Origin of the sequence: Paraburkholderia agricolaris (assembly GCF_009455635.1) — a bacterium.
In the GTDB taxonomy this organism is placed as follows: Bacteria; Pseudomonadota; Gammaproteobacteria; order Burkholderiales; family Burkholderiaceae; genus Paraburkholderia; species Paraburkholderia agricolaris.
In genome coordinates, this window is the sequence record NZ_QPER01000002.1 from 2,830,800 (window position 1) to 2,854,001 (window position 23,202).

The following is a 23,202-nucleotide window of genomic DNA, read 5'->3' on the forward strand; positions in this document are numbered from 1 at the left end:
CACATAAACGTGCCGTGCTGCAATTCGATTGAAGATGATTGTCCCGTCTTATCCTCCCAAAGCCGTCAGCAGGAAAAGCGCCGTAAAGCCGACAACACATAAAACAATGAACAGCGGCAGGACGAACTTAAGCCAGACAACGTAGTTCACTTTGGCGGCGGCGAGAAACGCCAGTAGCAAGCCGTTGGTCGGCGATACGATGTTGATCAGACCGGAGCCGAGCAGCATGGCGGTTACGGTGAGCTGCCCGCTCACGCCTGACAGATGGGCTATTGGCGCCAGAATCGGAATGCTGACGGCGGCCTTTGCAGAGACGGAATGGATAAGAATCCCAAACATCATTTCCGAAATCATCAAACCGGCCGTCACCGCGGCATGAGGTTGCCCCTGGATCAGGTTTGCCAGATCCTGGACGATGCTGTCCTGAATCTGGCTCGACTCCAGAATAACGCCCACGGCACCGCCAAGACCGATCATGATGATCGGTAGCACCATGCTTTTCATGCCGTCGATCAGCGCGTCCGCCGCGTTACTCAGGCGCATTCCGCCCGCCATGGAGATCAGCAGGCTCAAGGCAAGAAAGGCTGCCGCCTGTTCGGTATGTCTCCACGCCCAGATGCTCGTGCCGGCCACCAGCGCGCCACCGCCCAGCACAAGTGCGATCAGTACCCGGGTCTGGCGCACCGTCATCCGCTTTGCGCCTGGAATGTAATCGGCCTTCGGCAGACGATGCAGATAGAACATGACGTAGCCCAGTCCAAGTCCCAGCATCACGACAAAAATTGCCAGTCTTGAAGGGATGCCACTGAAGATCGGCACACCGGCCAACGGTTGTGCAACGGCAAGCGCATTGGGATTGGTGACGGACGCGATATAGCCGATGTCGGCCCCGAGCACGACGATGGCTGCCGCAACGAGATTCGGGAATTTAAGGCGCCTTGTCAGCGACAGGACAATGGGCATGATGGCCACATATTCGGAACTGAACCCCATAAAGGTCGCCCCGCATGCGATCAACAAAATAGCGCCCGTCACCAGCACGTACGCATTTCCGGACGAAACATGCAGCAAGTCGTCGATCGCGGCGTCGAGTGCGCCTGTGGCACGCAACACGCCAAACGTGCCGCCGGCGAACATCAACATGAAAATCAGGGGCGCCTGCGCAACGAAGCCTGACGGAATGGCCGCGAACAGACTGACCGCGCCGGCGGCATGAGCGGGCGATTCGTTCGCCTTCGGAACACTCGGCGACAAAAGCGCCGCGAGGCCGCCCTCCTTCGGTATGACCTGATAGGTACCGGGGACCACATGCGTCCCCTCGCGTTGAAATTTGCCCGCCGGGATCAGGTGGGTCAACAAGGCGGCGGCCAGCATCACGGCCAATGCGATCAACACTGGGTGCAAACGACCGTGTGACTTCGATCCGGGCGCATCCGCCGTATTCGTCATTTCGGTGGTACTCATTGCGTGACCACGTTGTGAAGTGAGATGAGACACGGATGAAATATCCGCTGTCGACCTACCGTGTTCTTGAGCATGCATACACCGCCGTGAATATTGAATGAAGCCCTTTTGCCTGAAAGCCGCCTGTCTCCCGGCGACGCAGCTCTGACGAAGAGACGATCCATTGATTCTGGGTAAACCCGCAGGTCTGGCACAAAATGCTATAGCTCGATCTCTTGCCCCAATACCTTGATGGTGTTGGATTGACTGTAGATTACGAAGTCGAAACTGCGCTGTACAATGCTTTTTGTTTCAAAATCGATAGCATTTTGTTATAGAGCCTGACATGAAGATTCGCCAGCTGGAAGCCTTCAGGGCAGTGATGCTCTACCAGACCGTAACGCTCGCAAGCGAGATGCTTCATATTTCGCAGCCGGCAACTACACGGCTGCTGGCCGATCTGGAACGCTCGGTCGCGTTCAAACTGTTTGATCGTGTGAAGGGGCGCCTGCATCCAACGGTGGAAGGACAGGCGCTCTTTGAAGAGGTGCAGCGATCGCTGGCAGGCGTCGATCGAATCTCGCGCGCGGCGGACGACATCAGAAACCTTCGTCGGGGCACGCTGCAGATTGCGGCCGCGCCCTCGATTGCGCTGTCTTTGCTACCGCATGCAATCGCGGATTACCTGAAGTCCAAGCCGGACGCTCACGTGTCCCTCGCGTCTCATTCGTCGCGAACTGTGGTGGATATGGTGATGGGACAGCGCTGCGATATCGGTTTCGCCGTTCTTTCGATGAACCACACCAGTTCACATGGAGAGCGTTTGATGTCCACGCGCATGGTTTGCGCTTTACCCGCCGGACACCGGCTATGCGCGACGGAAACGGTCACACCGGTGGATCTCGCAGGCGAGCGTTTTGTTGTACATCCACGCAGCGTGACTTCACGCCTGCAAATAGACGCGTTGTTTGCGGCGCATGGAGTCGAACTCAATGTTCAGATAGAGAGCCCGGTTGGACACGCGATCTGTTCTTTTGTGGAAGCGGGCGCGGGGGTCGCCGTCATAGATGCCATCAGCGCCTGGGGCTATCGTGGTACCGGCGTAGTGTTCAAACGCTTCGAGCCGGCACTTCTCACTGACTTTGCCGTGCTGACACCTGCTCAGCGGCCTGCCCCATTGCTGGCGAAACCCTTCGTATCCCACGTACGGGAATTCGCGTTGGCGCAACTCGGCCCGGGTATCGTGTTGCCATGACGGCAAATACCACTGCCCGCCGCGCTAGATCAACTCCGCAACGCGAACGATGAGAAATGCCGCCGGCACCAGCACCGCCTGCGCGCATAGCGTTCCGAGAACGCGTGCCCCGACAAGCGTGGTAATCGCTCGCCGGAAGCTGTTTTCTGAAACGCGGCCTTCGATCACGTCGTCCGTCATGACTGAAACTTGCGGGTCGATGACAACCGCCAGGACGACAGTCGCAAAACCGTTGATCACCGACGACAGATTCGCACAGGTCACACGCAATTCCGGCTTCAGGTATCCCGCATAGAGCGACGCAAAAACGCCGACCGTCCAGATTGCCATGGCGAAAACGTTCAGGCCGATGACTTTCCAGGAGACGCCGGCGCCGGTTGCGAGTTGGGTGACGTTGTGCCGGGACGGGAACCGCGCGCCGTCCCGGATATAGTTGACGCCGCCGCGGCTGAAGATATGGAGCAGCAAACGCGGCACCGAGCGATTGACCTGGAAATGCTCGACCGCCCGGCTGAAATAACGCTGGAAGGTGGGAATCAGGCAGGCACCCACTACGCTCGCCACGGTGGCGGACAGCAGGAAAAGGCGAAAGTCGCCCAGCAGGCCACCTTCCATGTGACGGGCAATATCAAGCTCTACCCGCTTCGCTATGAAGGGCCCCTGAAAGGAATTCGCCGTTCGGGAGACAAGAGCGATGATCCCGAATAGAGAAAACGACACGGCTATCCGGCGGGTGCGAACGCCGGCGATCCGCACCGCATACGCCAGTGTCGCGATCACATGAATGACGAAGGTAAGCCCACAGATGATCCAAAGCTGAGTGTCCATGCTGTCGCGGCGAGTTGGGCGAGCACATAGTCTACCGGAGGGCATTCGCCAGCACGTACAGTCGCTCAATGGCATGATATCGCCCTCACGTCCTCACTTTTCGAACCCTCCCGAACATGTCCAACCTGATCGTCCACGGCGGCGTCCCGTTACGCGGCGAAATCACGCCATCCGCCAACAAGAACGCTGTTCTGCCGATCCTTTGCGCCACGCTGCTCACCGATCAACCGGTGCGGCTGATCGGCGTGCCGGAGATCACCGACGTCAAGAAAATTCTCGAGATCTTCCGCACGCTCGGCAGCGAGGTGTCGGTGGATTTTTCAACCGGCATTCTCGACCTGCATCACCATGCGACCACCTTCGATCCGGCAACGCACAAGCTGCCCGAAGAGATGCGCTCGTCGATCATGCTGGTCCCTCCTCTGCTCGCGCGTTTCGGCGTGGCGCGGCTGGAGAGCGACGTGAAGGGCTGTACGCTCGGCGTGCGCGAGATCGACCCGCACGTCGAGGTGTTCGAGCGGTTTGGCGCCCACCTCACGCGCACCGACGATTCGCTGATCGTGCGTAACGACCGGCGCATGGTTGCAAACGATCACTGGCTGGACTACGCATCGGTCACGACAACCGAGAACTTTGCGTTGTGCGCGGCGGCCGCGCAAGGCACGTCGACCCTCGTCAACGCAGCATCGGAACCCCACGTGCAGGAGTTCTGCCGCTTTCTCGCCATGCTCGGCGTGGGCATCGAAGGTATCGGTACGTCGCGGCTCAGCGTAACGGGCGGCCGGCGGCTCGGCGGTGGCGAGTTCCGCTTCAGCGAGGATTTTCATGAGATTGCCACGTTTCTCGCGCTCGGCGCCATCACCGGTGGCGACATCGTCGTCAGGAATTCCGCACCCGAGCAGTTCCCGCTGATCGACAGGACATTCGCGAAGTTCGGCGTCAACGTCGAGCATCGTAACGGTTGGTCGCGTGCGTTAAGCGACGGCCCGCTGCACGTGCGCCGCCCGTTCACACAGAATATTCTCACCAAGGTCGAAGCGGCGCCGTGGCCTTATTTGCCGGTGGACCTGCTGCCGATCTTTGTCGCGCTCGGCGTAAAAGCCGAAGGCAGTGCGATGTTCTGGAACAAGGTCTATGACGGTGCAATGGGCTGGACCAGCGAGTTGTCGAAGTTCGGCGCGCATGTGTTCCTGTCCGATCCGCACCGGCTGATCACGTTCGGCGGCTTGACACTGAGTCCGGCACGCGTCGAGAGCCCCTACATTATTCGTGTGGCGATTGCATTGCTGATGGTCGCGGCCAGCATCGAAGGACGCTCCGAGATCATGAATGCGCTGCCGATCCGGCGCGCGCATCCGCGTTTCGTCGAAAACCTGCGCTCGGTGGGCGCAAATGTCGAGTGGACCAGCAGCGAGTGAGTTAAGGAGGGAGCGTCAGGCAAGCGGGTTAACACCAACCGCATGGGCGCAATGCCATAGCGGGGAAATCCGGCGGACAAGATCGTTGCTTCGGAAGACTGAGCGCCCTCGCGCACGGGCAAATAAAGACGTCGGCACCAGCCAAAGGGTATACAGTGGGGAGGTCGGTCGCCAATGAGCGGCCTCCTGCTTCGGGGCTCCAACATGCGATCACCACTCAAACGTACTTCGGCTGCCGTTAGCAGCGAGAGCGAGTACGCCATCGAACGCAGGACGCGCGCTCATATCCTCGACACAGCGGATGCTTTGAGAGCGGAGAAAAGACGCGCCAATTACGCCACGATCGACTCCAGCGCCAGCAAGTGGCGCTACTCGGCCGTGTGCGAGAAAAGCTGATCGCCGTGCTTCAATTCCCCAACCCCAGCCGTAGCTACGATGCCTCCCGGCATTGCGTATGTTTCTGGGGGTACGACGACTCGCGCGAAATCACTTTCATGGTCGACGACGCGATGCTCAGAAACCTGCAGCCCGACGTGGGCTCCGACGAGCGGTCGGTGCTCGGCGCCTTTGACAAGTTGCGCGAAAAGGTTCTCGAAATCGCCAAGAAGCAGTATGTCAGCGGTCCACAGAATCGGTATTTGATTTCGTGAGCGACGGCCGGGTCGCGAGAATGCGCCCGGATCTGCGATTTCCCAGCCTTGTGAAGCGCCCTGTACACCCTTAAGAGCGAATACGCGACTTCAAAGTTGGGCGAGCCGCGTCAAAAAGGCGTCGACCTGATGTTCCGGTGTGGCCCAGGACGTTACCAGGCGAATCACGGAATGATCGTTATCCGATTTTCTCCAAACGTAGAAAGCAAAGTGCTGCGTCAAAGCGGAAATGGCAGAATCGGGTAGTACTGGAAATACCTGATTGGTAGCCGTTTCGGCCTCGAGCGCGTAACCGCCTGACACGATCCCGGAGGCAAGTTTTGCCGCCATGGCGTTAGCGTGCTTCGCATTGTCGAGGAACAGGTTCCCAGCGCCAAATAACGCCTGAAACTGGATACCCAGTAGCCGCCCCTTGGCCAACATGCCGCCGCGCTGCTTGATATGAAAAGCAAAATCTTCCGTCAACGCCGGATTGCAAACCACAATTGCTTCACCCAGAAGCGCGCCCAACTTGGTTCCGCCGATCCAGAAAAGATCGACAAGGGAAGCAATATCGGCCAATGTCACGTCGCTCCTGCTGGACGCCAATGCCGCGCCGAGGCGTGCGCCATCGAGGAATAAAATCAGGCCTCGTTGCTTTGCGAGCGCCGATATCTCCCGCAGCTCCGCAAGCGAGTAGACAGTGCCCGTTTCGGTTGCATTCGACAGATAGATAAGTCGCGGCTTTGCCATGTGCGGAAAATGCGCATTGCTGGCCAGCGCGGCCTCAATGTTGGCGGGCGTGAGCTTCCCGTCTACCGGGGGAACAACAATGAGTTTGTGGCCAGTCGCCTCGATCGCACCGGCCTCCCTGACGACGATATGCCCCGAGGCCACTGCAATAACGGCTTCGTGCGGACGCAGGCAGCTGGATATCGAAACGATGTTGGCCATGGTCCCGCTCGCGACGTAATGGATCGCCCCATCGAACGTGTTCCCCAGGCGTGCCTTGATCAGTGTCGTTGCCTCGGCGGAGTATGAGTCTTCTCCATAGGCCGCCTGCTGGACGTAATTGGATTCCGTCAGCACGCGGAGAATGTCGGGATGTGCGCCTTCGCTGTAGTCGTCAAGAAAGCTGAAAGTAGTCATTCGGTGCTTCTGCCTTAAATGGAGGCCGCCCAGGACGGGCGCGAGGCCAAAAACCGAAGGCTACCGATCTGCTACTCAAACGCCTTGTAAAAAGTTGCCGCGCCGCCGTCAGAAGCGAGCCGGAGTAACGCCGTACGCGTCACGAAAGGCCCGCGTGAAATGGCTTTGATCAAAAAAGCCGACGGCGTGCGCAATTTCGGTGATGGGCATGTTCCTGTTCGCATTGATCAAGGCCACTGCCTTTTCCAGCCTCATGCGCAGTAACCAGGCATGCGGCGTCATACCGATAGTGCGTTTAAACAGTTTCAAGAACCGGAATCGACCGAGGCCCACGAGAAGAGCCAGATCTTCCAGGACGATTTTGTCGGCAATATGCGCCTCGATGAATTCCCGAACAATTCGCAGTTGCTGCGACGATAAAGCTCCGGCGATAGTTTGGGGGGATGGCTGCTTCAAACGGGCAAACAGCGACTCCAGCAATTCCAGAACGTAGCTTTCGTTCCTGATCGGATCGTTCATCCCCTGCTGAAGGGTTGCGTGCATGTTGAGCAGTTGCTCGGCGAGGCGGCTGTCTTGCAGCACCGCTGCGGCCTGGGAAGGAAAGTAGTGCTTGCCCGTGATCTCCTCCCCGAGACCGTTCAGCAGCGCCGGCGACAGCCGGAACGTTCGAAGCGTGTACGACTCGTCGGCACCAGCAACCCCGTCGTGAACCTCGCCCGCGGGCATAAGCTGGATCGCGCCACGCGTGAGCAACAGGGCTTCCCCACGAAACGATTGACGTTGCACCCCGCTGGTAACGAGTGCGATATGGCAGTCGAGATGATAGTGCGGCTCAAAGCGAAACTCGGCAAATCGGGCCGTGCCGAGAATCAAACCGGGGATCTCGGTTGAGTGGCTGTACTGGACTTCTTCGGGCATAACTCACCTCGGGTTCGCCGCCGGCATCCTGGAGACCAGCCCCCGAAAGCTGCGCTGGGAAGCGTTCATTATCCCAGCATCGAGCGTCTTTGTTTTTCCATTCAGTTCACTTTCAATTTCCTGTCATAAATGATCGGCAGACTGGCGGACTTCCGCGCTCGGCGCGCCTCTTCCTATCTGACCGATTCTTCGATGCCCCACACGCTTGCGAGATTTGCCCTAGCTGCGACGCTGTCGTCATTACTCGGCCTTGCCGCCTGCGGCGGCAGTGGCGTGTCGTCCCCTACCCCGGTCAGTGCGTCGGATGAGGCATCAAAGCCCGCACCGGCACCCACGCCGCCCTCAACGCCAACGCCGCCCCCAACTCAACCCGGCAAATGGCAAGCAGCTTCGACAGGCGACATGCTCGACGTGGCGCTCGGCGATCTGCATCCGACTCAAGCCGCACTCGGCTACGACCAGATCTACTACAAGCTCGGCCGCTACGAGCTCAAACCGAACAAGAAATTCGACGACTTCTGCGCAGACGAAGGTCTCGGCGGTGTGGCGGCGACCGGCTATTCGGCGACGTCGACACTGACCGACTCCACCAGCTTCACCTGCACGACGACGGATGTGACGAAGCGCGACACGACGGTACTCAACCCGGTCGTGATCGGCCCGAACGGCGACTCGCTGTACCTGACAGACGGCCATCACGGCCTGTCGACATACTACGAGGTGCCGGACGGCGGCCCGAAACTGCATGTGCACGTAGTGGTGAAGGCCAACCTGAGTGCCTACTCGGGCGACACGTTCTGGGCGGAGATGCAAAACCGCGGCTACACGCGGCTGAAGGACGGCAACGGCGCCGCGATCAAGCCGGCGCAACTGCCGACGGGTCTGGGGCTGAAGCTCGGTATGCAGAACGACAAATTCCGTTCGCTCGTCTACTTCACGCGTGACGTCGGCTACAGCAAGCCGACGCCGTCGACGGACTTCCTCGAGTTCTACTGGGCCGACTGGCTGCGTGCATCGTTCCCGCTTTCTAGCTACACGCTGACGAATCTGGGCACGACCGATCCCGATCCGGCAACAGCCGATACGGGCTACCTGAACGCGGTGTGGAATGCATCGCAGCAGATGGTTGCGTCGGCCGATCCGGTGATCGACGGCAAAACCGGCACCGATCTCGGCCGCCTCGCGCAGATCAACGCGGGCAAGAAGTACACGAAGGGCACCTTCGGCGATCTGCTGCAGCCGATAACGGCGTCGAGTCCCGGCAAGATTGCCTACGCGCTCGACTACAAAACGCGCCATAGCATTCAGTAACGCCCCCGTTCCGCCAGTCCCGGATTCGCGGGGCATCGCACATGGTGTACTACACCATGATGAATCCGTGCCGCATGCCCAGCATCACCGCTTCGGTGCGGCTCGTCGCGCCCAGCTTGCCGAAAATCGACGAGACGTGGAATTTCACGGTGTTCTCGGAGATGGCGAGTTGGCGCGCGATCTCCTTGTTGCCAAGCCCTTCGGCAAGCATCGTCAGCACTTCGATCTCGCGTAGGGTCAGCGTTTCGACCTGCACCGAGGAGGCCATCGAACGAGCCGGCTTGCGCCCGCTCAGCAGCCTCGCAAAGATCTCCGACGGCAATACGCAAAGCCCTGCGGCCGCCGCGCCGATCGCGGCGACGATTTCGGCCGCCGTCGCGTCTCGCGGCAGGATCGCCATCACGTTGCCTGGCAACGCCTCGTGAATTCCGTCGCTGTCTGCCTCGTCGGTCAACAGGACGAGTGCCGGCGGCGCCTGATCCGCATCGAACTCGGACCTGAGCGCGTCGCTCGCCTCCGGCTCCAGGTCGATGACGATCACATCAGGCAACGAACCGGTCAGATCGTGAGCGAGCGCTTCACCGTCGGCCGCGCTGCGCACCAGCCCGAATGCCGGCGTCGCATCGACAAGCGCCTGCAGGCGCGCGCGCACCTGTGGTGCATCGGCGATAACCGCGACCCGGACCGAGCTCATCTGTGCCATCTGTCCACCCGACGCCTGACTGCCTGACTTACCCTCACCGGCACGCATTCCGTTGCGGGCGTTCGCCGAGCGTGACGGCACACGCCTGACGCTCGCCGCCGCGAATCAGCGCGATTTTCAACGGCTGTCCGATACGACCGGAACTGAGCGCGGCGTGCAGGTCTTCGATGTCCCGGCACGGCTCGTCATCCAGTTCGATCAGCACGTCGCCGATAAGCACGCCTGCCTGTTCTGCAGGACCGTTCGCGGCAAGCGAAACGATCAGCAAGCCGCGATCGGACGACAGGTTCATTTTCCTGATCCATGCGTCCGACAGATTCACGGGCTGCGTGCCGACGCCGAGGTAGCCGCGCGATACATGTCCTTTAGCCAGCAGTTCGTCGGCGACGCGCGCCACGGTTGCCGACGGAATCAGGATGCCGGCGCCACGCGCGAGCGCCGAGGTGCAGATACCCATGACCTGTCCGCGCATATCCGCGAGCGCCGCGCCCGAGAAACCCGGACGCAGGCCGCCGTCGAGCCGCACGAAGGCATCCAGTTGGCCGCCCCGCCAGGTGCGCCAGGAGCCGCCCACAGCGCCGACCACGCCGAAATCCGCACTGGCGCCGAGCCCGTCGGACCGGGCGACCGCGAGTACCAGATGGCCGGCCTTGAGCGAGCCGGCATCGCCGGACTCGACCGGATCGAGGTCGACACCGTCCAGTTTGAGCACGGCGAGGTCGGTACCCGGGTCCTGCCCCGCGAGGACCGCGCCGACGGTCCGGTTATCGGCCAGCGTGACCTTGATCCCGTCTTCGTGTCTGAGCGTGTGCGCCGCCGTGACGACAACACCACGCCGCCAGATTACGCCACTTGAAGGAATGCGATGCCGGCCGTGCACGGCGACAACACGCTGCCCTACGCGCTCGACGATGCCCGCCAGATTGTCGGAAAGGTCCTGCAATGGATTTCCGCTGGAGCTTGAGGTTTCCATGTGAGTTCTCCTGCCAGTTGGAACGCGCCAGGTTCGTGCATCGCACCCATGCAGGCACGATGCTGCGCCGGCAAGCTGCCGGCGAGCGCATTCAGAATGACAGGATGACAACGGACGCACACCACCCGAACGGGTAGTCGGCTGGATTCAGTGCGGAGATCAACCCACCCCCATCGCCGGATCGCTAATACCATCCCTGCCGGTTTCGAGGCGTCCGGCGAACCGCCGCACGAACTGCTCTGCGGCACTGACGGTGAAGTCGTACCAGCCACCGGATTGCGACAGCGTCCAGTGCGGTTCCACCTGCATGCCGGCAGCAACCGCATAGACCCACGGACCGTCGCTGCGATAAGCATTGGATGTGACGGTGACTTGCGCCGACGCGTTGCCGGCATTCATGATCGTCAGATAGACGGCGTTGTTGTCATGGTCGTAGCGGACCCGCACCTCCGGGTTCGGCCCGCTTGCCACCGTTGCGGCGTTTCCTTCGAACAACCGGTGATATCCATTGGGACCCAGCACCCACAGGCTGTACTGGGCCGCCGGCGCGTTAGCGGCGACATTCCATGAATCGGCGATCTCCTTGCCGGCTTCCACGGTGTAGCGACGCGGATAAGCAGCAAGATTTAACCTGTCGTAGACGTGGAACACCGCGCCCTGAGTACCGGTGTTGCTGAAGGTCAGCCACACCGTCCCGTCCTTCGTGTCGACATTTGAGCTGGTGTGCAGCCGGTACGGCAGCGCGCGCGATGGACGCGATGTCAATTGCTGCGTGGGTAACGGCACCGATCCAACCGTGGGTACGGGTACGCCCGCGGCAGCCTGCTGCTGTGAATAGGTCGCGTCGGCTTGCGCCTTGGTCGGCGCGGCGACCAGTGTCGGCGTGGCGCTGTTCGGATTGCTGAAATTGAAGCACGAAGTCAGGTCGCCGAATACCGTGCGCCGCCACGGACTGATGTTCTCTTCCACTACCCCGAACCGCTGCTCGAGAAAGCGCAACGTGGACGTGTGATCGAACACCTGCGAATTGACCCAGCCACCGGCACTCCATGGCGAAACCACCAGCATCGGCGCGCGTGCCGCCGCGCCGAAGGGCCGCCCGTCCGGCAAGGTCGAGTCGGCGTCGAACGGCAGGTGCGGCATCGTGAAGTATTCGCTCGAGATGTCGACGGTGGACTTGCCCAGGTAGGTGCCGTCGCTGTTTCGCCACGGCGGATCGGGAGGCGGAGCATGATCGAAGAAACAATCGTTCTCATCGTAGGGAATGAGGAGAACCGTGCGGCTCCAGATATCCGGATTCGCAGTGAGCATGTCGAGCAGCGTCTGGATATACCAGGCACCCTGATTCGGAATGGATAAGATCGGGTGTTCGCTGTAGGCTGCCGGCGCGACAATCCAGCTGACCTGCGGCAAGGTACCGGCCGCGATGTCGTCGGCGAACGCCTGCAAATAGCCGCCATCCGGCATGGTGTTGCCCACGCCTTTGAGCAACGGGGAAATCGGCTCCATCACCGGCGACGAGTATGGCGTGTTGACGGTATAACCCTTCGCTGCCATTGCCTCAACCGCGGCGCGGTAGCTCGCGAACGCGCCCAGCTGATTGTTATTGCTGTTATTGGTCGGGTTCTGGTAGACCTTCCAGCTGACGCCTGCCGCTTGCAGGCGCTCCGGATACGTGGTCCACGGCAGGCCCGTGCTCGACGAGCCGATCGTGTTGCCCGAAACGGTGTAGCCCCAACCGGTGTTGCTGGTTACCGGGTGGCCCACCACGTTCGCGCCATTCGTGCCGCTCCACAGGAAAATCCGGTTCGGGAATGTGCCGGTATGCGTCGACGTGTGGTACCCGTCACACAGCGTAAACGCATTGGCGAGCGCCGAGTGGAACGACAAGTCGTTCTGCTCCAGATAACCCATCGACGCAGCAATGCTCTTCGCCTTCGGCCAGGCCGACATGCGTCCACCGTCCCATGCGGCCTGCTGATCGCTCCAGGAATGCGCGCCGCCCACGTAGAGTCCGTTGCCGAGAGCAGGATCGAGGTGATACGGCTGCACGGTACCCGAGGTCCCCTGCTGGATCCAGACGGGATTGCCTGAGGCCATGGGAATCGTGAAGCGGTCGCTATAGCCGCGCACGCCCGGCAAGGTGCCGAAATAATGGTCGAACGACCGGTTCTCCTGCATGAAGATGACGACGTGCTCCACATCGTTGATTGTACCGGTCGCGTTGTTTGCCGGGATGGCGAGCGCGCGCTGGATAGCCGGAGGAAATGCGCTCAGCGCGGCTCCGGCTGCGGCGGCGTGCAGGAAGGTGCGGCGATTCATTCTGATCATGGTCGATTCGAAGTGAAGTGGGTCGTCGAGGTGTCAAGGCTGGTCATCGCTCTCTGGCCTTGCCTCAAGGCGCGCAGTCGATCTGCGAATTCAGTAGCGGCGATTGCAGCGCGGTCGTACCCGAAGCCGCGCACGGTCCCGGCGCCGGCATCAGCACGATGGGCACCGCGCTGGCGGCTCCGCCCGCGCCCAACGGCGCCGTGCTGCCGTCCACCGCCTGCTTGGCGGGCTGCGCACTCGAGGTCGCCGTCGGATTACCCGAGCCGCCGTCACCACAGCCGGAGATCAGCAGACTCGCGCCGACAGCCTGAGGTAGTCGCAGGATCACGCCTGTCAGTGCACTTCGATCTCCTCGACCTCGCGCACGCCGATCAGTTCGCTGAGCATGTTGCGGTAAGCAACGAATTCGTCCGCGGACATGCGTGACAGCGAAATCGTCACGAGGTCCCGCTGTTCGTCGCTGTCCTCGTGAACGCTGATGTGCTTGAGCCGGGGGCCGTCCTCGCCGAACAGGCGGCACAGCACCGGCAGCGTGATCGCGCCCCGATCCACCTGAAGGCGCAGTGCCCGGCGCAGTTTGCCTTTCGTGCGCAACTGGCGCGCTACCGGCTTGACCCAGGTGAGCGTCGTCAGAATGATCACCGTGGCCGCTAGCGCCAGTACGTAAAGTCCGCCACCCGCCGCGAGCCCGATGCCCGCGACGGCCCAGACACTCGCTGCCGTTGTCAGCCCTCGCACCACTTCGCCGCGCAGCAGGATTGCGCCAGCGCCGAGAAAGCCGATTCCCGACACCACTTGTGCGGCTACACGCGATGGATCGAGCGCGACGTTCGGCATCGAGCGGGTGTCCTCGAAGCCGAACGCCGAGACGATCATCACGAGCGCGGACGCCACGCACACCAGCATATGCGTGCGCAAGCCGGCCGGAAACGCAAACCGCTCCCGCTCGAATCCGATTACGCCGCCCAGCACCGCGGCAAAGAGCAGCCTTGCGATCAGTTCGATATTGCCCGGCATCGCATCCTCCTCGTTAGCTTTTTTTGTCAGCCCGATAGCGTCGGCCGTTGACTGCCACGGCTGAAACTGGATTCATATCGCGTCCTGTGAAGATCGGATGCTCAGAACGTGCGCCGGATAAAGTACGTACAAACCGAGCTGAGCAGGCCAACACACGCGATATAGAGGGCAATCCACCACGGCTGCAAATTGCCGTAGTGCAGAAGCGCCGTTGCGACGAGCGGTGTGATCGAGCTGGAGACAATGCCCGATACCTGGTACACGATCGAGATGCCGCTATAGCGCACCCGCGTATCGAACAGTTCGCAGAACATCGCGGCTTCGGGTCCGTAGACGAACGCGTAGATCACACCGAGCACGATCACGATGGTGGCGGTCACGGCGGCGAGACTGGTCGAGTAATGAAAGACCGCAAAGGCCGGCCATGCGCTCAGGCCGCAGGCCAGCGCGCCCCAGCCGAACACCTTGCGACGGCCGATCCGGTCCGACAGGCGCGAGGCGATCGGAATCATGAACATCAGCACCAGCGCTGCAAGCGTCACGGCCACGAGGATCGCCGACTTCGCATAGTGGTGGATGCCGATCAGATAGCTCAGCGCGAACACCGCGTAGATGTTGAAAATCACACCGTCGATATAGCGCGCGCCCCAACCCAGGAACACGTTCTTGCGGTAATCGGTGAATACTTCGCGCGCCGGTACTTTCGCAACCGCATGCGTGTCGCGAATCTTCGTGAATGCGGGCGTCTCGACGATGCGCAAACGGATAAACATGCCCACGGCGACGAGCAGGATGCTGGCCATGAAAGCGGCCCGCCAGCCCCATTGCAGGAAGGCGTCAGGCGTCAGCCAGGTGGTCAGTGCGGCCACCACGCCGCTGCTCAGACACAGACCGATTGCGAGCCCGATCTGCGGATATGACGCGTACAGGCCACGCTGTTTGCGAGGCGCGTACTCGAAAGCCATCAGCACCGCGCCGCCCCATTCGCCGCCCAGCCCAATGCCCTGCAGCAGCCGCAACAGGAGCAGGCAGGCAGGCGCCCAGACGCCGATCGACGCATAGGTTGGCAGCACGCCGATCAGAAACGTGGACACGCCCATGATGGAAAGCGTGAGCACCAGCAATGGTTTGCGTCCGAAGCGATCACCGAAATGGCCGAAGATCACTCCGCCGAGCGGCCGGGTGACAAAGCCGACCGCGTACACCGTATAGGCCAGCATGGTGGAAACGAAAGCGTTTCCGGTCGGGAAGAAAAGCTTGTCGAATACGAGCCCGGTAATCGTGCCGTAGAGGAAAAAGTCGTACCACTCGACAGTCGTGCCGATCAGACTGGCCAAGGCAACCGACTTTACAGACCTGGCGTCGACGCTCACCGCGCCGCCTCCTGCAATTTCCACTGCTTCCATTGCTTGTCTCCTGATAGTTGCCGGGCCCGTGACGTCGTCTGACGTCCGCTGCCTCGGCACATGCCGTTCATGCGGCTTTTGTTGTGCTGCAAGATACGCCGGTGCCAGACCGGATGATTCTTTTCCTCCTCACTCACCGTATGGTGATGCTGCTCCCGTTATCTCGCTGCTGCCAGAACGTCAGGCCGCGGCAGCGATGAAATTGCGTCCGCGTGGGCCGCTCAAGGCGTGCGCGATCATCCGGTCCGATTCCTCGGCGCTCACGCCATAGCTCGAAAACGAGGTACGCACGCCGAGTGCTTCGAGAAAACCGGTCAGGTAGTCGCGCGCATCGGCCAGCGGACACGGGAAGACTTTCGCGAGCACGGCATCGCGCGACGCGTTCTTTCCAAGCGCGAGATCCAGCACCATGGGCAGCGTGAATGAACAGGCGATGCCATGGGGCAGACCGTGATGGATCGTCATCTCATACGAAATGGAATGAGCCAGTGCGGTCTTCGTGTTCGAGAACGCGAGCCCGGCTTTGAGCGCGGCGAGCGAAGCGCGCTCGCGTAGCGTCCGGTCCTGCAGATTGGCGACCAGCGCCGGCAGCGTGGCAAGCATGTCGCGCGCTGCGGACACGGCGAATTCGTCGGAAATCGGATTCGCATTGACGTTCCAGATGGCTTCTAGCGCATGCGACAGCGCATCGAGGCCACTCTGCACCGTGACCGAGTGCGGCAGCGACAGCGTGAGATCCGGATCGACGATCGCGGCTTCCGGCCACGTCTGCGGAAGTTGCAGCGAATACTTGCGTTGCTTGATCGTGCGATCCCAGATCGTCGCCCACGGCGTCACTTCGCTGCCGGTGCCCGCGGTAGTCGGCACCGTGATCAGCGATTTCACGCGCGGCGGCGTGAACGGCTTGCCCGTGTCGAGCAAGGCCAGCAGTTCGTCGAACTCATTGCTTTGCGTACCGACCATCAGCGTTTTGGCCGTGTCGAGCACGCTGCCGCCGCCGATCGCGACCACCACGGGGCAGTTCTCGTGCCTGCGCCAGAAGTCGCGGTACATGCCGGCGATATGGGTGACGTCCGGGTTCGGTTGCACGTCGTCGATCACCGCGACCACGCTATCGCCACACAACTCGCGCACACGTTGCACGAGCCCGAGCTGCGCCGCCTCGGCGAAAGTCACGACCACCGCGCGGCGGCCGTTGAGAATTTCGGGCAGCCGCTCGATACAACCGGGGCCGAAATTCACCTCTACTGGATTCCAGAAAACACCGTTCATCGTCTCCCCTCGTTTGGTGGGTGTTCGTTACGGATGAATTATGGGAAACATCGATGTATAGTAAAAATACAAATTTTTCGATCGATGTATTGAGCCAACCTATGCGACTTACTCAATTGCGCTCGTTCTACGCCGTCGGCAAGCACGGCAGCGTGACCGGCGCCGCCCGGGCGCTGCACGTCAGCCAGCCGACTGTCACAACCCAGGTGCGGGATCTGGAGGAAAGTTACGGGGTGGAGTTGTTCCACCGCAGCGGCCGGCGAATCATGCTGAGCGCGGCTGGGGAGACCCTGTTCGCGATTGCCCAGCGGATGTTCGGCAACGAACAGGAGGCCATCGACTTTCTGAAGGAATCAGCGGGTCTGAGCACCGGGATCATCCGCGTGGGCGCGGTCGGACCACTCCACGCCATGGAAATCGTCGCAGCGTTCCATCTGCGCTATCCGGGATTACGCGTATCGATCCGGCTCGGCAACTCGGAGGAAACCGTGCGCGGCCTGTTGTCGTATGAAACGGACGTCGCGGTGCTGGCGCAATACGGCGCCAACCCTCTGCTCCATTACGTGCCCTATCGGCAGCACCCGCTGGTCATCATCGTGCCGGCGGCACATCGGCTGGCGCGCCGGCGCAGCGTCCGTCTGGAAGAACTGCGCGACGAAGCGATGATCATGCGCGAACCGGGCTCCACGACCCGCAAGGCACTCGAAGACGCACTACGTCAGCACGGCATCGCGCCGAACTTTTCGCTGGAAGTGGGCAGCCGCGAGGCCGTACGCGAAGCGGTCATACTCGGACTCGGCATAGCCGCGGTGTCGGAGCGCGAACACGTCGACGATTCGCGGCTGCGCAAGCTGACGATCCACGGCGAGCAGGTGGTGACCCACGCGCATGTCGCCTGCCTCGCCGAGCGTAAAACCGCGCGGCTCGTGCAGGCGTTCCTTGAGGTGGTCAATCAGGTACTGATCGAAAAAGACGCTGGGGGCGCCCTGCGTTAAACGCGATAGCGGCCGATGAAGCGGCTAGCCTCCGGCCCGCTTCGCGCTGTGGCCGTACTTCTTCAACGCTTCGACGACCCGGTCGCAATGATCGCCCTGCACTTCGATCACACCGTCCTTGACCGTTCCGCCGGAACCGCAGGCTGTGCGCAACTGCTTGCCTAGCAACGCGAGAGCCAGAGGATCCAGCGCCAACCCTTTAACGATCGTCACGCTCTTGCCGCCGCGGCCCTTGGTCTCGCGCGTCACGCGCACTACGCCATCGCCCGCGGTTTGTGCTTTCGCAACCGTTTTGCAGATGCATTCCGCGAGCGCCTGCCTGCATTCGGGACACATCCGGCCGCCGTCGGTGGAATAGACAAGGCCGCCTTTTGAACTGCTCTTCATGATTGGCTTATTGAAAGACACGAAAGGTCAGGAACCGCAACGAGTTTAGCAAATGCGACTGAGCCGCTTCTTGCCAGCTCCGGCATTGAACGCCAAGGAGCGCGCGCGGCCAATTGGCTGATTTGCGCACTTTTGCTATTATGTGCCCTGCATCCAGAGTCGGACGAGTCCGACGCCAACCTGCCTTCCCGGGCAAGGTGGAAGCCTTAAGGGCGATGCGGCCGATTGACGGCAACGAAGCGGGAGCGGCATAGCTTGCACCGGTTCGAACCAACTTACTTTCCGGAGCTTGTATGCGCGAAGATCTCTCCTCACCACCCGCGGTCGACCACGCAGAAAACTGGTCGCGCCACCTGCCGGGTTTCCAGCTCACCCACGTCATCCATCTCGTCTCCATTGCAAGCATGGACGTGGTGTCACGGGTCGCCGCACATCTGAAAGACCAGCAGGTTTCCGTCAGCAGTTTCGTGGTGCTGCGAAGCGGCAATATCCTGGACCAGAAGATCGTTCTGGACGATATCGGCGAACGGCAAGCCCAATTGCTGCGCGAGAAACTGTTGGCTCTCGACGGCGTATTGCGGATTCGCCTGGAACACCTGTTTGTTCGGCCGGATTCCAGCAAGGCGGTAGAAAATGATCGGCCGTCCGGTCGCTCCACGCGCGAATTAGCGTGTACATGCTAGATGAAAATCAGCAACGAGCGCCGCCTTGAACAACGACCCGCTGCATACTGCCCTGTCGCCTGGCCGCTTGTTGTTGCCGGAGCCACCAACGCTTGCTGCCGGCATCGTGCACAGTACGTTCAGCGTTCAAGGCGACGCCAGTCAAAGTTTTCTGGCCTGGCAGGAGCGGATGAGTCCTGTCTACGACATAAGGCCTTCCTCCAGCCACGCTGAGGATACGTTCGCGGCCTCGCTGTCTCGCTACACGATCGACAATCTGAGCTTCTTCGACTTCCGCACCGGGCCGAACGTGGCTGTGCGGTCGCTGGGCCGGGTGTCGACCGAAAGCGTTCGCGACATCAGCTTCAGCGTGTTTCTTGAAGGACTGCCGGCGCAGTTCCTCGGCGGCAAGCCGCGCTGCGACGCGCCGCACACACCACAAGTGCCCAGTATCCTCGCGCTGGATATGGATCAGCCGTGCACCATCCAGAGTTTTCATGGCCGGCTACTGCTCCTTTTTGTGCCGCGCGCCCTGGTGGAAAGATCGTTCCCGGATGCCGCCTCGCTGCATGGCCGCTCGATTCACGCCACCACACCTCTGACACGGATGCTGATCGACCATCTGGTGGCGCTGAAGCAACAAATCGTCGGACTGAGCAAGGAGGCAGCGCATCAGTCCTTCGTCACTGCGATAGAACTGCTCGCCGCAGCGTTCGGCCGTGAAGCGGGTCTTTCCGGCAATGGCCGCGCAGCAGTGCGTGCTGCTGTTTATGGACAGGTTCGACGGTATGTCGAAGCCAATCTGCACGATCCGGCTTTGTCACCCGACAGCGTGTTGGCGTCGCTGCATCTATCGCGCGCCAGCGTGTATCGCCTCTTTGAACACGAGGGCGGCCTCGCCGCTTATATCCGCCGCCGCAGGCTGCGCATGGCGGCCGATGAACTGGTGCGCTTTCCGCATCTGGAAGTCCAGGACATTGCCGCGGGGCTGGGTTTCAACGATGCGTCGAGCTTTACGCGTGCATTCCGGCGCGCGTTCGACATCGCGCCAAGGGAATTGCACGCGTACGCGCCCTTGCTCCAGCGCGGGCAAACAGCGCAGGAGCGTTTCAGATAGATGTGCACCGGCGGATAGCGCATGCCTGGTCGGATCGGATCGCGGTTGATCCTGCTCTTGTGCATCATGCGTTGAGCGCCGCGATAGCGGATAGCAGCAGCGCATGATGTACAGCTTGGTACGGCTACGGCATGGCCGGCCGTGATTCAAACCGGCCTGGCCAGGCCTGACGTTCGCGCCCATCAACTAGGCTTGACCCTCTGTGCTGCCGGCGTTGTTTCTCGCCTCGGTGCGCGCTTCGATCGCGTGCACGACGGCCGCCATATCGGCCTGACCGTGACCAAGCTCGACGGTCTCGGTATAGAGGTCAAAGCAGACATCCAGTAGCGGCGACGCGAGGTTCGCACTGCGCGCCGCTTCGGCCGCGAGCCGGTTGTTCTTCAGCACGTCGAGGATCGACGCCTGCACCGTGAAATCCTCGTTCACGAGCTTGTCGACCTTCACACGCGAAACGTTGCTCGCCATCGGCCCCGCGTCGAGCACGGCCTGGAATTGCTTCATATCGAGTCCATAGCGCCGCGCCAGATGCGACGCCTCGGCAATCGCGGTCACCATCGGAATCAGAAACGTGTTGACCGACAGCTTCATCAGAAGCCCCGTCGGCACCGCCCCACAGACCACTGTTTCATGGCACATCGGCTTGAGGAGCGGACGCACTTCTTCGACGGCTGCGGGCTCGCCCGCCAGCATCGCCACCAGTTGCCCCGCTTCGGCCGGCTTGCGCGAACCCGAAACAGGTGCTTCGACATAGCGCCCTCCCGCGGCGCGGATGTCGGCTTCGAGTCCACGCGAATAGTCGGCCGAGGTCGTTCCCATGTGCACGATCGTGTGCTGCGCGACGTTCGCCGCGAAGTCCGCGGTATGGCGCCCGAGCACCGCGTCGAGCGCCGTATCCGTCGCCATCATCAGGATCACGATGCGGGCTTGCCGGAACACGTCGCCGGCACTCTCCGCAACCTGCGCGCCCGCGTCGCGCAACGCAGTGCAACGTTCCGGCGTGCGGTTCCACACGATCAGTCCGGTACCCGCGCGGGCGAGGTTGAGCGCCATGGGTTGTCCCATCACGCCAAGGCCGATGAATCCTGTTTTCATGCGTGTCTCCGTTTCTTATCCATGGCTTGTGGCCACGGTTGGGTGGATCGGTGCGCCTGCGGATGCAGCGCGCAGGCACAACAGCAGGGTGGCCGCTTTGGCGACCTACCCTGTGGCGCGCTCTCCGGACGGTGTCGCTTGAGCCGGGCGACGCCGCTCAGTCTATCTAAATCGCCACCATCATGCCTGCCGCCGGGGCAGCCGATTTTCATAAGAAAAATGCACCAATTCCTCAAATAATTTCATTTTACTGTTCACGCTGCGGCGCTCAGGATAAGAGGATGGCAAGAGAAGGGGTCACCATGAACATCACGATTCTGGACGATTATTTCGACACACTGCGGGGCCTGCCGTGCTTCCACAAACTGGACGGCCATACCGTCACCGTATGGAACGACCATGTGCAGGAGGTCGATGCGCTGGCCGAACGCCTGCGTGACACCGAGGTGCTGGTGCTGATCCGTGAGCGCACCCAGATCCGCGCGCCGTTGATCGCCCGGTTGCCGAAGCTGCGGCTGATCAGTCAGCGCAGCGTCTATCCGCATATCGACATTGGCGCCTGCACCGAACGCGGCGTGATCGTGTCGTCGAACCAGCACGCCGGCAGCCCTTCCTATGCCGCGGCCGAACTGACCTGGGGTCTGGTGATCGCGGCCATGCGCCAGATTCCGCAGCAGATGCAGGCGCTGCAGGCCGGCCGCTGGCAGATGGGCGTGGGCCGCAGCCTGCGCGGGCGCACGCTCGGCATCTACGGATACGGCCGCATCGGCGCCGAGGTCGCGCGCTACGGCGCCGCGTTCGGCATGAAGGTGCTGGTCTGGGCGAGGGAGGCTTCGCTGCAACGGGCCCGTGAAGACGGCTGGGATGTCGCGCCGGACAAGCACGCTTTCTTCGAGGCCTGCGACGTGCTCTCGCTGCACATGCGCCTCGTGAACGACACCCGTGGCATCGTGACGGCCGAAGACCTGGCCAGGATGAAACCCTCCGCACTGCTGGTCAACACCAGTCGCGCCGGCCTGATTGCGCCGGGCGCATTGGAACAGGCGTTACACGCGGGCCGGCCCGGCATGGCGGCGGTGGACGTCTATGAAGAAGAACCGTTGCGCGACTCCCGGCATCCACTATTGCGCATGCCTAACGTGGTCTGCACGCCGCATATTGGCTATGTCACGGAGGACGAATATGAGGTCCAGTTCTCCGACATCTTCGATCAGATCGTCTCCTATGCAGCCGGGCAACCCATCCACGTAGTCAATCCGGAGGTGCTGCCGCGAGCCGTATCCCGCGACGCCGTCAACCCCGGAACGGACACGCACGATCCGGTCGAACCGCTGATCCTCGACCTGCTGGAATGGATTGGGTCCGGCGCCCGCCCCTACAGTGAAGCGATGGAAGTCTGGCGCACCTCGTGCCCACGGCTGCCGGTTTGGGAGGATGCCTGCGCGCGCGGTTATCTGACGCGCACGCATTCACCCGGCAGCGTGGCCGAGGTGACGGTCAGCCCGGCCGGCGTCGCCTATCTGCGCGCCAGCCGCGGCATACCGGGGACGGACTCGCCGCCGGCCAATTGAGCCACGGAAAATAAGCAGTTCGACCTGGTTACGTTCTGCGAAACGACAACGGGCGCGAACCGGCCCGGCTAGCTCGAACCCGCTCGTCGCCTCAGCCTTGCCGGGCTTCGCGCAGCGCGTCCTGCATCACGACGCCGGCTGCCTCGATATGCGCTTTCGTCAGGCGCTTCGCGGTGCGCCGGTCGTGGGCAAGCACGGCATCGAGGATCGCATGATGCTCCGCGAGCGAGATGCGCTGGTAGCGTTCCAGTTGCCAGACGAGCCGCAGATACCGGTCGGTCTTGCGCCAGATTGCTTCCAGCGTCTCCAGCAGATGCCGCTTGCCGCACGGCTGATAGATAGCCCGATGAAATGCCCAGTTGTCGATCGACCAGTGCTCGACCTCGTGCGCATTCTCGTCGTGCTCGAGGATGGCGCGGACTGCGGTTTCGTCGTCCGCGCCGAACGCGTCGATAGCGGAGTCGAGTGCCAGCAGCTCGAGCGCGATCCGCATTTCCGTCAACTCGGCCGCTTCGAGCCTCGTCATCGCGGAGACGAATGCGCCACGGTTCGGCACGATCGTGACAAACCCGCTGGCCTGCAACTGCACGAACGCCTCCCGCACCGGAATGTGGCTGGTGCCGAATTCCTTCGCAATCAGATCCTGCCGCAACTGCGTCCCCGGCACCAGGGTGCCGTCCGCGATGCGCTCGCGCAGGCGATCGGCGAGTGAAGTCAAAGAGAGC

General features: G+C 61.7%; 21 protein-coding genes, 1 pseudogene and 1 riboswitch. Of the genes and pseudogenes, 8 read left to right on the forward strand and 14 right to left on the reverse strand.

The genetic code is table 11. The features are described from left to right. Positions 1-48 precede the first annotated feature (48 nt). Positions 49-1,542 (reverse strand): YfcC family protein, encoded by a 1,494-nt coding sequence (locus GH665_RS33925; protein WP_343038779.1) that lies wholly within the window; start codon positions 1,540-1,542, stop codon positions 49-51. A 247-nt stretch (positions 1,543-1,789) separates the two neighbouring features. On the opposite strand from GH665_RS33925, the gene GH665_RS33930 reads away from it, so the two are divergent. Then, complete coding sequence (locus GH665_RS33930; RefSeq protein WP_153141458.1) at positions 1,790-2,698, forward strand: LysR substrate-binding domain-containing protein; 909 nt, start codon at positions 1,790-1,792, stop codon at positions 2,696-2,698. Positions 2,699-2,722: 24 nt separating this feature from the next. Here GH665_RS33930 and GH665_RS33935 read toward each other — a convergent pair whose 3' ends face one another. Next, complete coding sequence (locus GH665_RS33935; RefSeq protein WP_046571404.1) at positions 2,723-3,526, reverse strand: lipid II flippase Amj family protein; 804 nt, start codon at positions 3,524-3,526, stop codon at positions 2,723-2,725. Positions 3,527-3,642: 116 nt separating this feature from the next. Here GH665_RS33935 and GH665_RS33940 point away from each other — a divergent pair, with 116 nt between their 5' ends. Both GH665_RS33940 and GH665_RS33945 read left to right on the forward strand, forming a co-directional pair. Continuing rightward, entirely contained in the window at positions 3,643-4,944 is a 1,302-nt protein-coding gene (locus GH665_RS33940) for a UDP-N-acetylglucosamine 1-carboxyvinyltransferase (RefSeq protein WP_153141459.1), read from the forward strand. 362 nt (positions 4,945-5,306) lie between these two features. Continuing rightward, a complete protein-coding gene (locus GH665_RS33945) occupies positions 5,307-5,594 on the forward strand; it encodes a DUF1488 family protein (RefSeq protein ID WP_153141460.1) in 288 nt (95 codons plus the stop codon). Between the two features lie 90 nt (positions 5,595-5,684). On the opposite strand, the gene GH665_RS33950 is transcribed toward GH665_RS33945, so the two are convergent. Beyond that, positions 5,685-6,722: a threonine aldolase family protein gene (locus tag GH665_RS33950; protein WP_153141461.1), complete on the reverse strand. Its 1,038-nt coding sequence runs from the start codon at positions 6,720-6,722 to the stop codon at positions 5,685-5,687. Between the two features lie 108 nt (positions 6,723-6,830). Beyond that, positions 6,831-7,640 (reverse strand): AraC family transcriptional regulator, encoded by an 810-nt coding sequence (locus GH665_RS33955; RefSeq protein WP_153141462.1) that lies wholly within the window; start codon positions 7,638-7,640, stop codon positions 6,831-6,833. Positions 7,641-7,832: 192 nt separating this feature from the next. Between GH665_RS33955 and GH665_RS33960 the strand changes: the two genes are divergently transcribed. Continuing rightward, positions 7,833-8,951, forward strand: a complete 1,119-nt coding sequence (locus GH665_RS33960) for a ParB/Srx family N-terminal domain-containing protein (protein ID WP_153141463.1) — start codon at positions 7,833-7,835, stop codon at positions 8,949-8,951. Between the two features lie 49 nt (positions 8,952-9,000). On the opposite strand, the gene GH665_RS33965 is transcribed toward GH665_RS33960, so the two are convergent. The 7 genes from GH665_RS33965 to psrA all read right to left on the reverse strand — a co-directional run bounded on the left by GH665_RS33965 (position 9,001) and on the right by psrA (position 16,653). After that, complete coding sequence (locus GH665_RS33965) at positions 9,001-9,654, reverse strand: response regulator transcription factor (RefSeq protein WP_246216456.1); 654 nt, start codon at positions 9,652-9,654, stop codon at positions 9,001-9,003. Positions 9,655-9,688: 34 nt separating this feature from the next. After that, the gene (locus GH665_RS33970; RefSeq protein WP_153141464.1) at positions 9,689-10,627 is read right to left on the reverse strand and encodes a S1C family serine protease; all 939 of its coding nucleotides are present in this window, start codon (positions 10,625-10,627) and stop codon (positions 9,689-9,691) included. A gap of 159 nt (positions 10,628-10,786) precedes the next feature. Beyond that, positions 10,787-12,958 (reverse strand): phosphocholine-specific phospholipase C, encoded by a 2,172-nt coding sequence (locus GH665_RS33975; protein WP_153141465.1) that lies wholly within the window; start codon positions 12,956-12,958, stop codon positions 10,787-10,789. Positions 12,959-13,022: 64 nt separating this feature from the next. Next, positions 13,023-13,286, reverse strand: coding sequence for a hypothetical protein (locus GH665_RS33980; protein WP_246216457.1), 264 nt, complete (start codon positions 13,284-13,286; stop codon positions 13,023-13,025). A 5-nt stretch (positions 13,287-13,291) separates the two neighbouring features. Further along, a complete protein-coding gene (locus GH665_RS33985) occupies positions 13,292-13,975 on the reverse strand; it encodes an MgtC/SapB family protein (RefSeq protein ID WP_028193965.1) in 684 nt (227 codons plus the stop codon). A 101-nt stretch (positions 13,976-14,076) separates the two neighbouring features. Further along, positions 14,077-15,381 carry an MFS transporter gene (locus tag GH665_RS33990; protein WP_153141466.1) on the reverse strand — a complete coding sequence of 435 codons (1,305 nt, stop codon included), beginning with the start codon at positions 15,379-15,381 and terminating at the stop codon, positions 14,077-14,079. A 180-nt stretch (positions 15,382-15,561) separates the two neighbouring features. Then, complete coding sequence (gene psrA / locus GH665_RS33995; protein ID WP_153141467.1) at positions 15,562-16,653, reverse strand: iron-containing alcohol dehydrogenase PsrA; 1,092 nt, start codon at positions 16,651-16,653, stop codon at positions 15,562-15,564. 101 nt (positions 16,654-16,754) lie between these two features. On the opposite strand from psrA, the gene GH665_RS34000 reads away from it, so the two are divergent. After that, entirely contained in the window at positions 16,755-17,648 is an 894-nt protein-coding gene (locus tag GH665_RS34000; protein ID WP_153141468.1) for a LysR substrate-binding domain-containing protein, read from the forward strand. A gap of 24 nt (positions 17,649-17,672) precedes the next feature. Here GH665_RS34000 and GH665_RS34005 read toward each other — a convergent pair whose 3' ends face one another. Next, a complete protein-coding gene (locus GH665_RS34005) occupies positions 17,673-18,035 on the reverse strand; it encodes a translation initiation factor Sui1 (RefSeq protein WP_153141469.1) in 363 nt (120 codons plus the stop codon). A gap of 144 nt (positions 18,036-18,179) precedes the next feature. Beyond that, positions 18,180-18,284: riboswitch (SAM-I-IV-variant riboswitch) on the forward strand. Positions 18,285-18,328: 44 nt separating this feature from the next. Here GH665_RS34005 and GH665_RS34010 point away from each other — a divergent pair. Both GH665_RS34010 and GH665_RS34015 read left to right on the forward strand, forming a co-directional pair. Beyond that, complete coding sequence (locus GH665_RS34010; protein ID WP_153141470.1) at positions 18,329-18,718, forward strand: hypothetical protein; 390 nt, start codon at positions 18,329-18,331, stop codon at positions 18,716-18,718. 25 nt (positions 18,719-18,743) lie between these two features. Continuing rightward, positions 18,744-19,814 carry a helix-turn-helix domain-containing protein gene (locus tag GH665_RS34015; protein WP_153141471.1) on the forward strand — a complete coding sequence of 357 codons (1,071 nt, stop codon included), beginning with the start codon at positions 18,744-18,746 and terminating at the stop codon, positions 19,812-19,814. 186 nt (positions 19,815-20,000) lie between these two features. On the opposite strand, the gene GH665_RS34020 is transcribed toward GH665_RS34015, so the two are convergent. Then, positions 20,001-20,906 carry an NAD(P)-dependent oxidoreductase gene (locus GH665_RS34020; protein ID WP_153141472.1) on the reverse strand — a complete coding sequence of 302 codons (906 nt, stop codon included), beginning with the start codon at positions 20,904-20,906 and terminating at the stop codon, positions 20,001-20,003. A gap of 302 nt (positions 20,907-21,208) precedes the next feature. Between GH665_RS34020 and GH665_RS34025 the strand changes: the two are divergent. Next, a pseudogene (locus GH665_RS34025) lies at positions 21,209-22,174 on the forward strand (D-2-hydroxyacid dehydrogenase family protein); the annotation flags it as partial. A gap of 394 nt (positions 22,175-22,568) precedes the next feature. Here the strand turns inward: GH665_RS34025 and GH665_RS34030 are convergent. Next, positions 22,569-23,195 carry a GntR family transcriptional regulator gene (locus GH665_RS34030; protein WP_153141474.1) on the reverse strand — a complete coding sequence of 209 codons (627 nt, stop codon included), beginning with the start codon at positions 23,193-23,195 and terminating at the stop codon, positions 22,569-22,571. Positions 23,196-23,202: the final 7 nt, after the last annotated feature.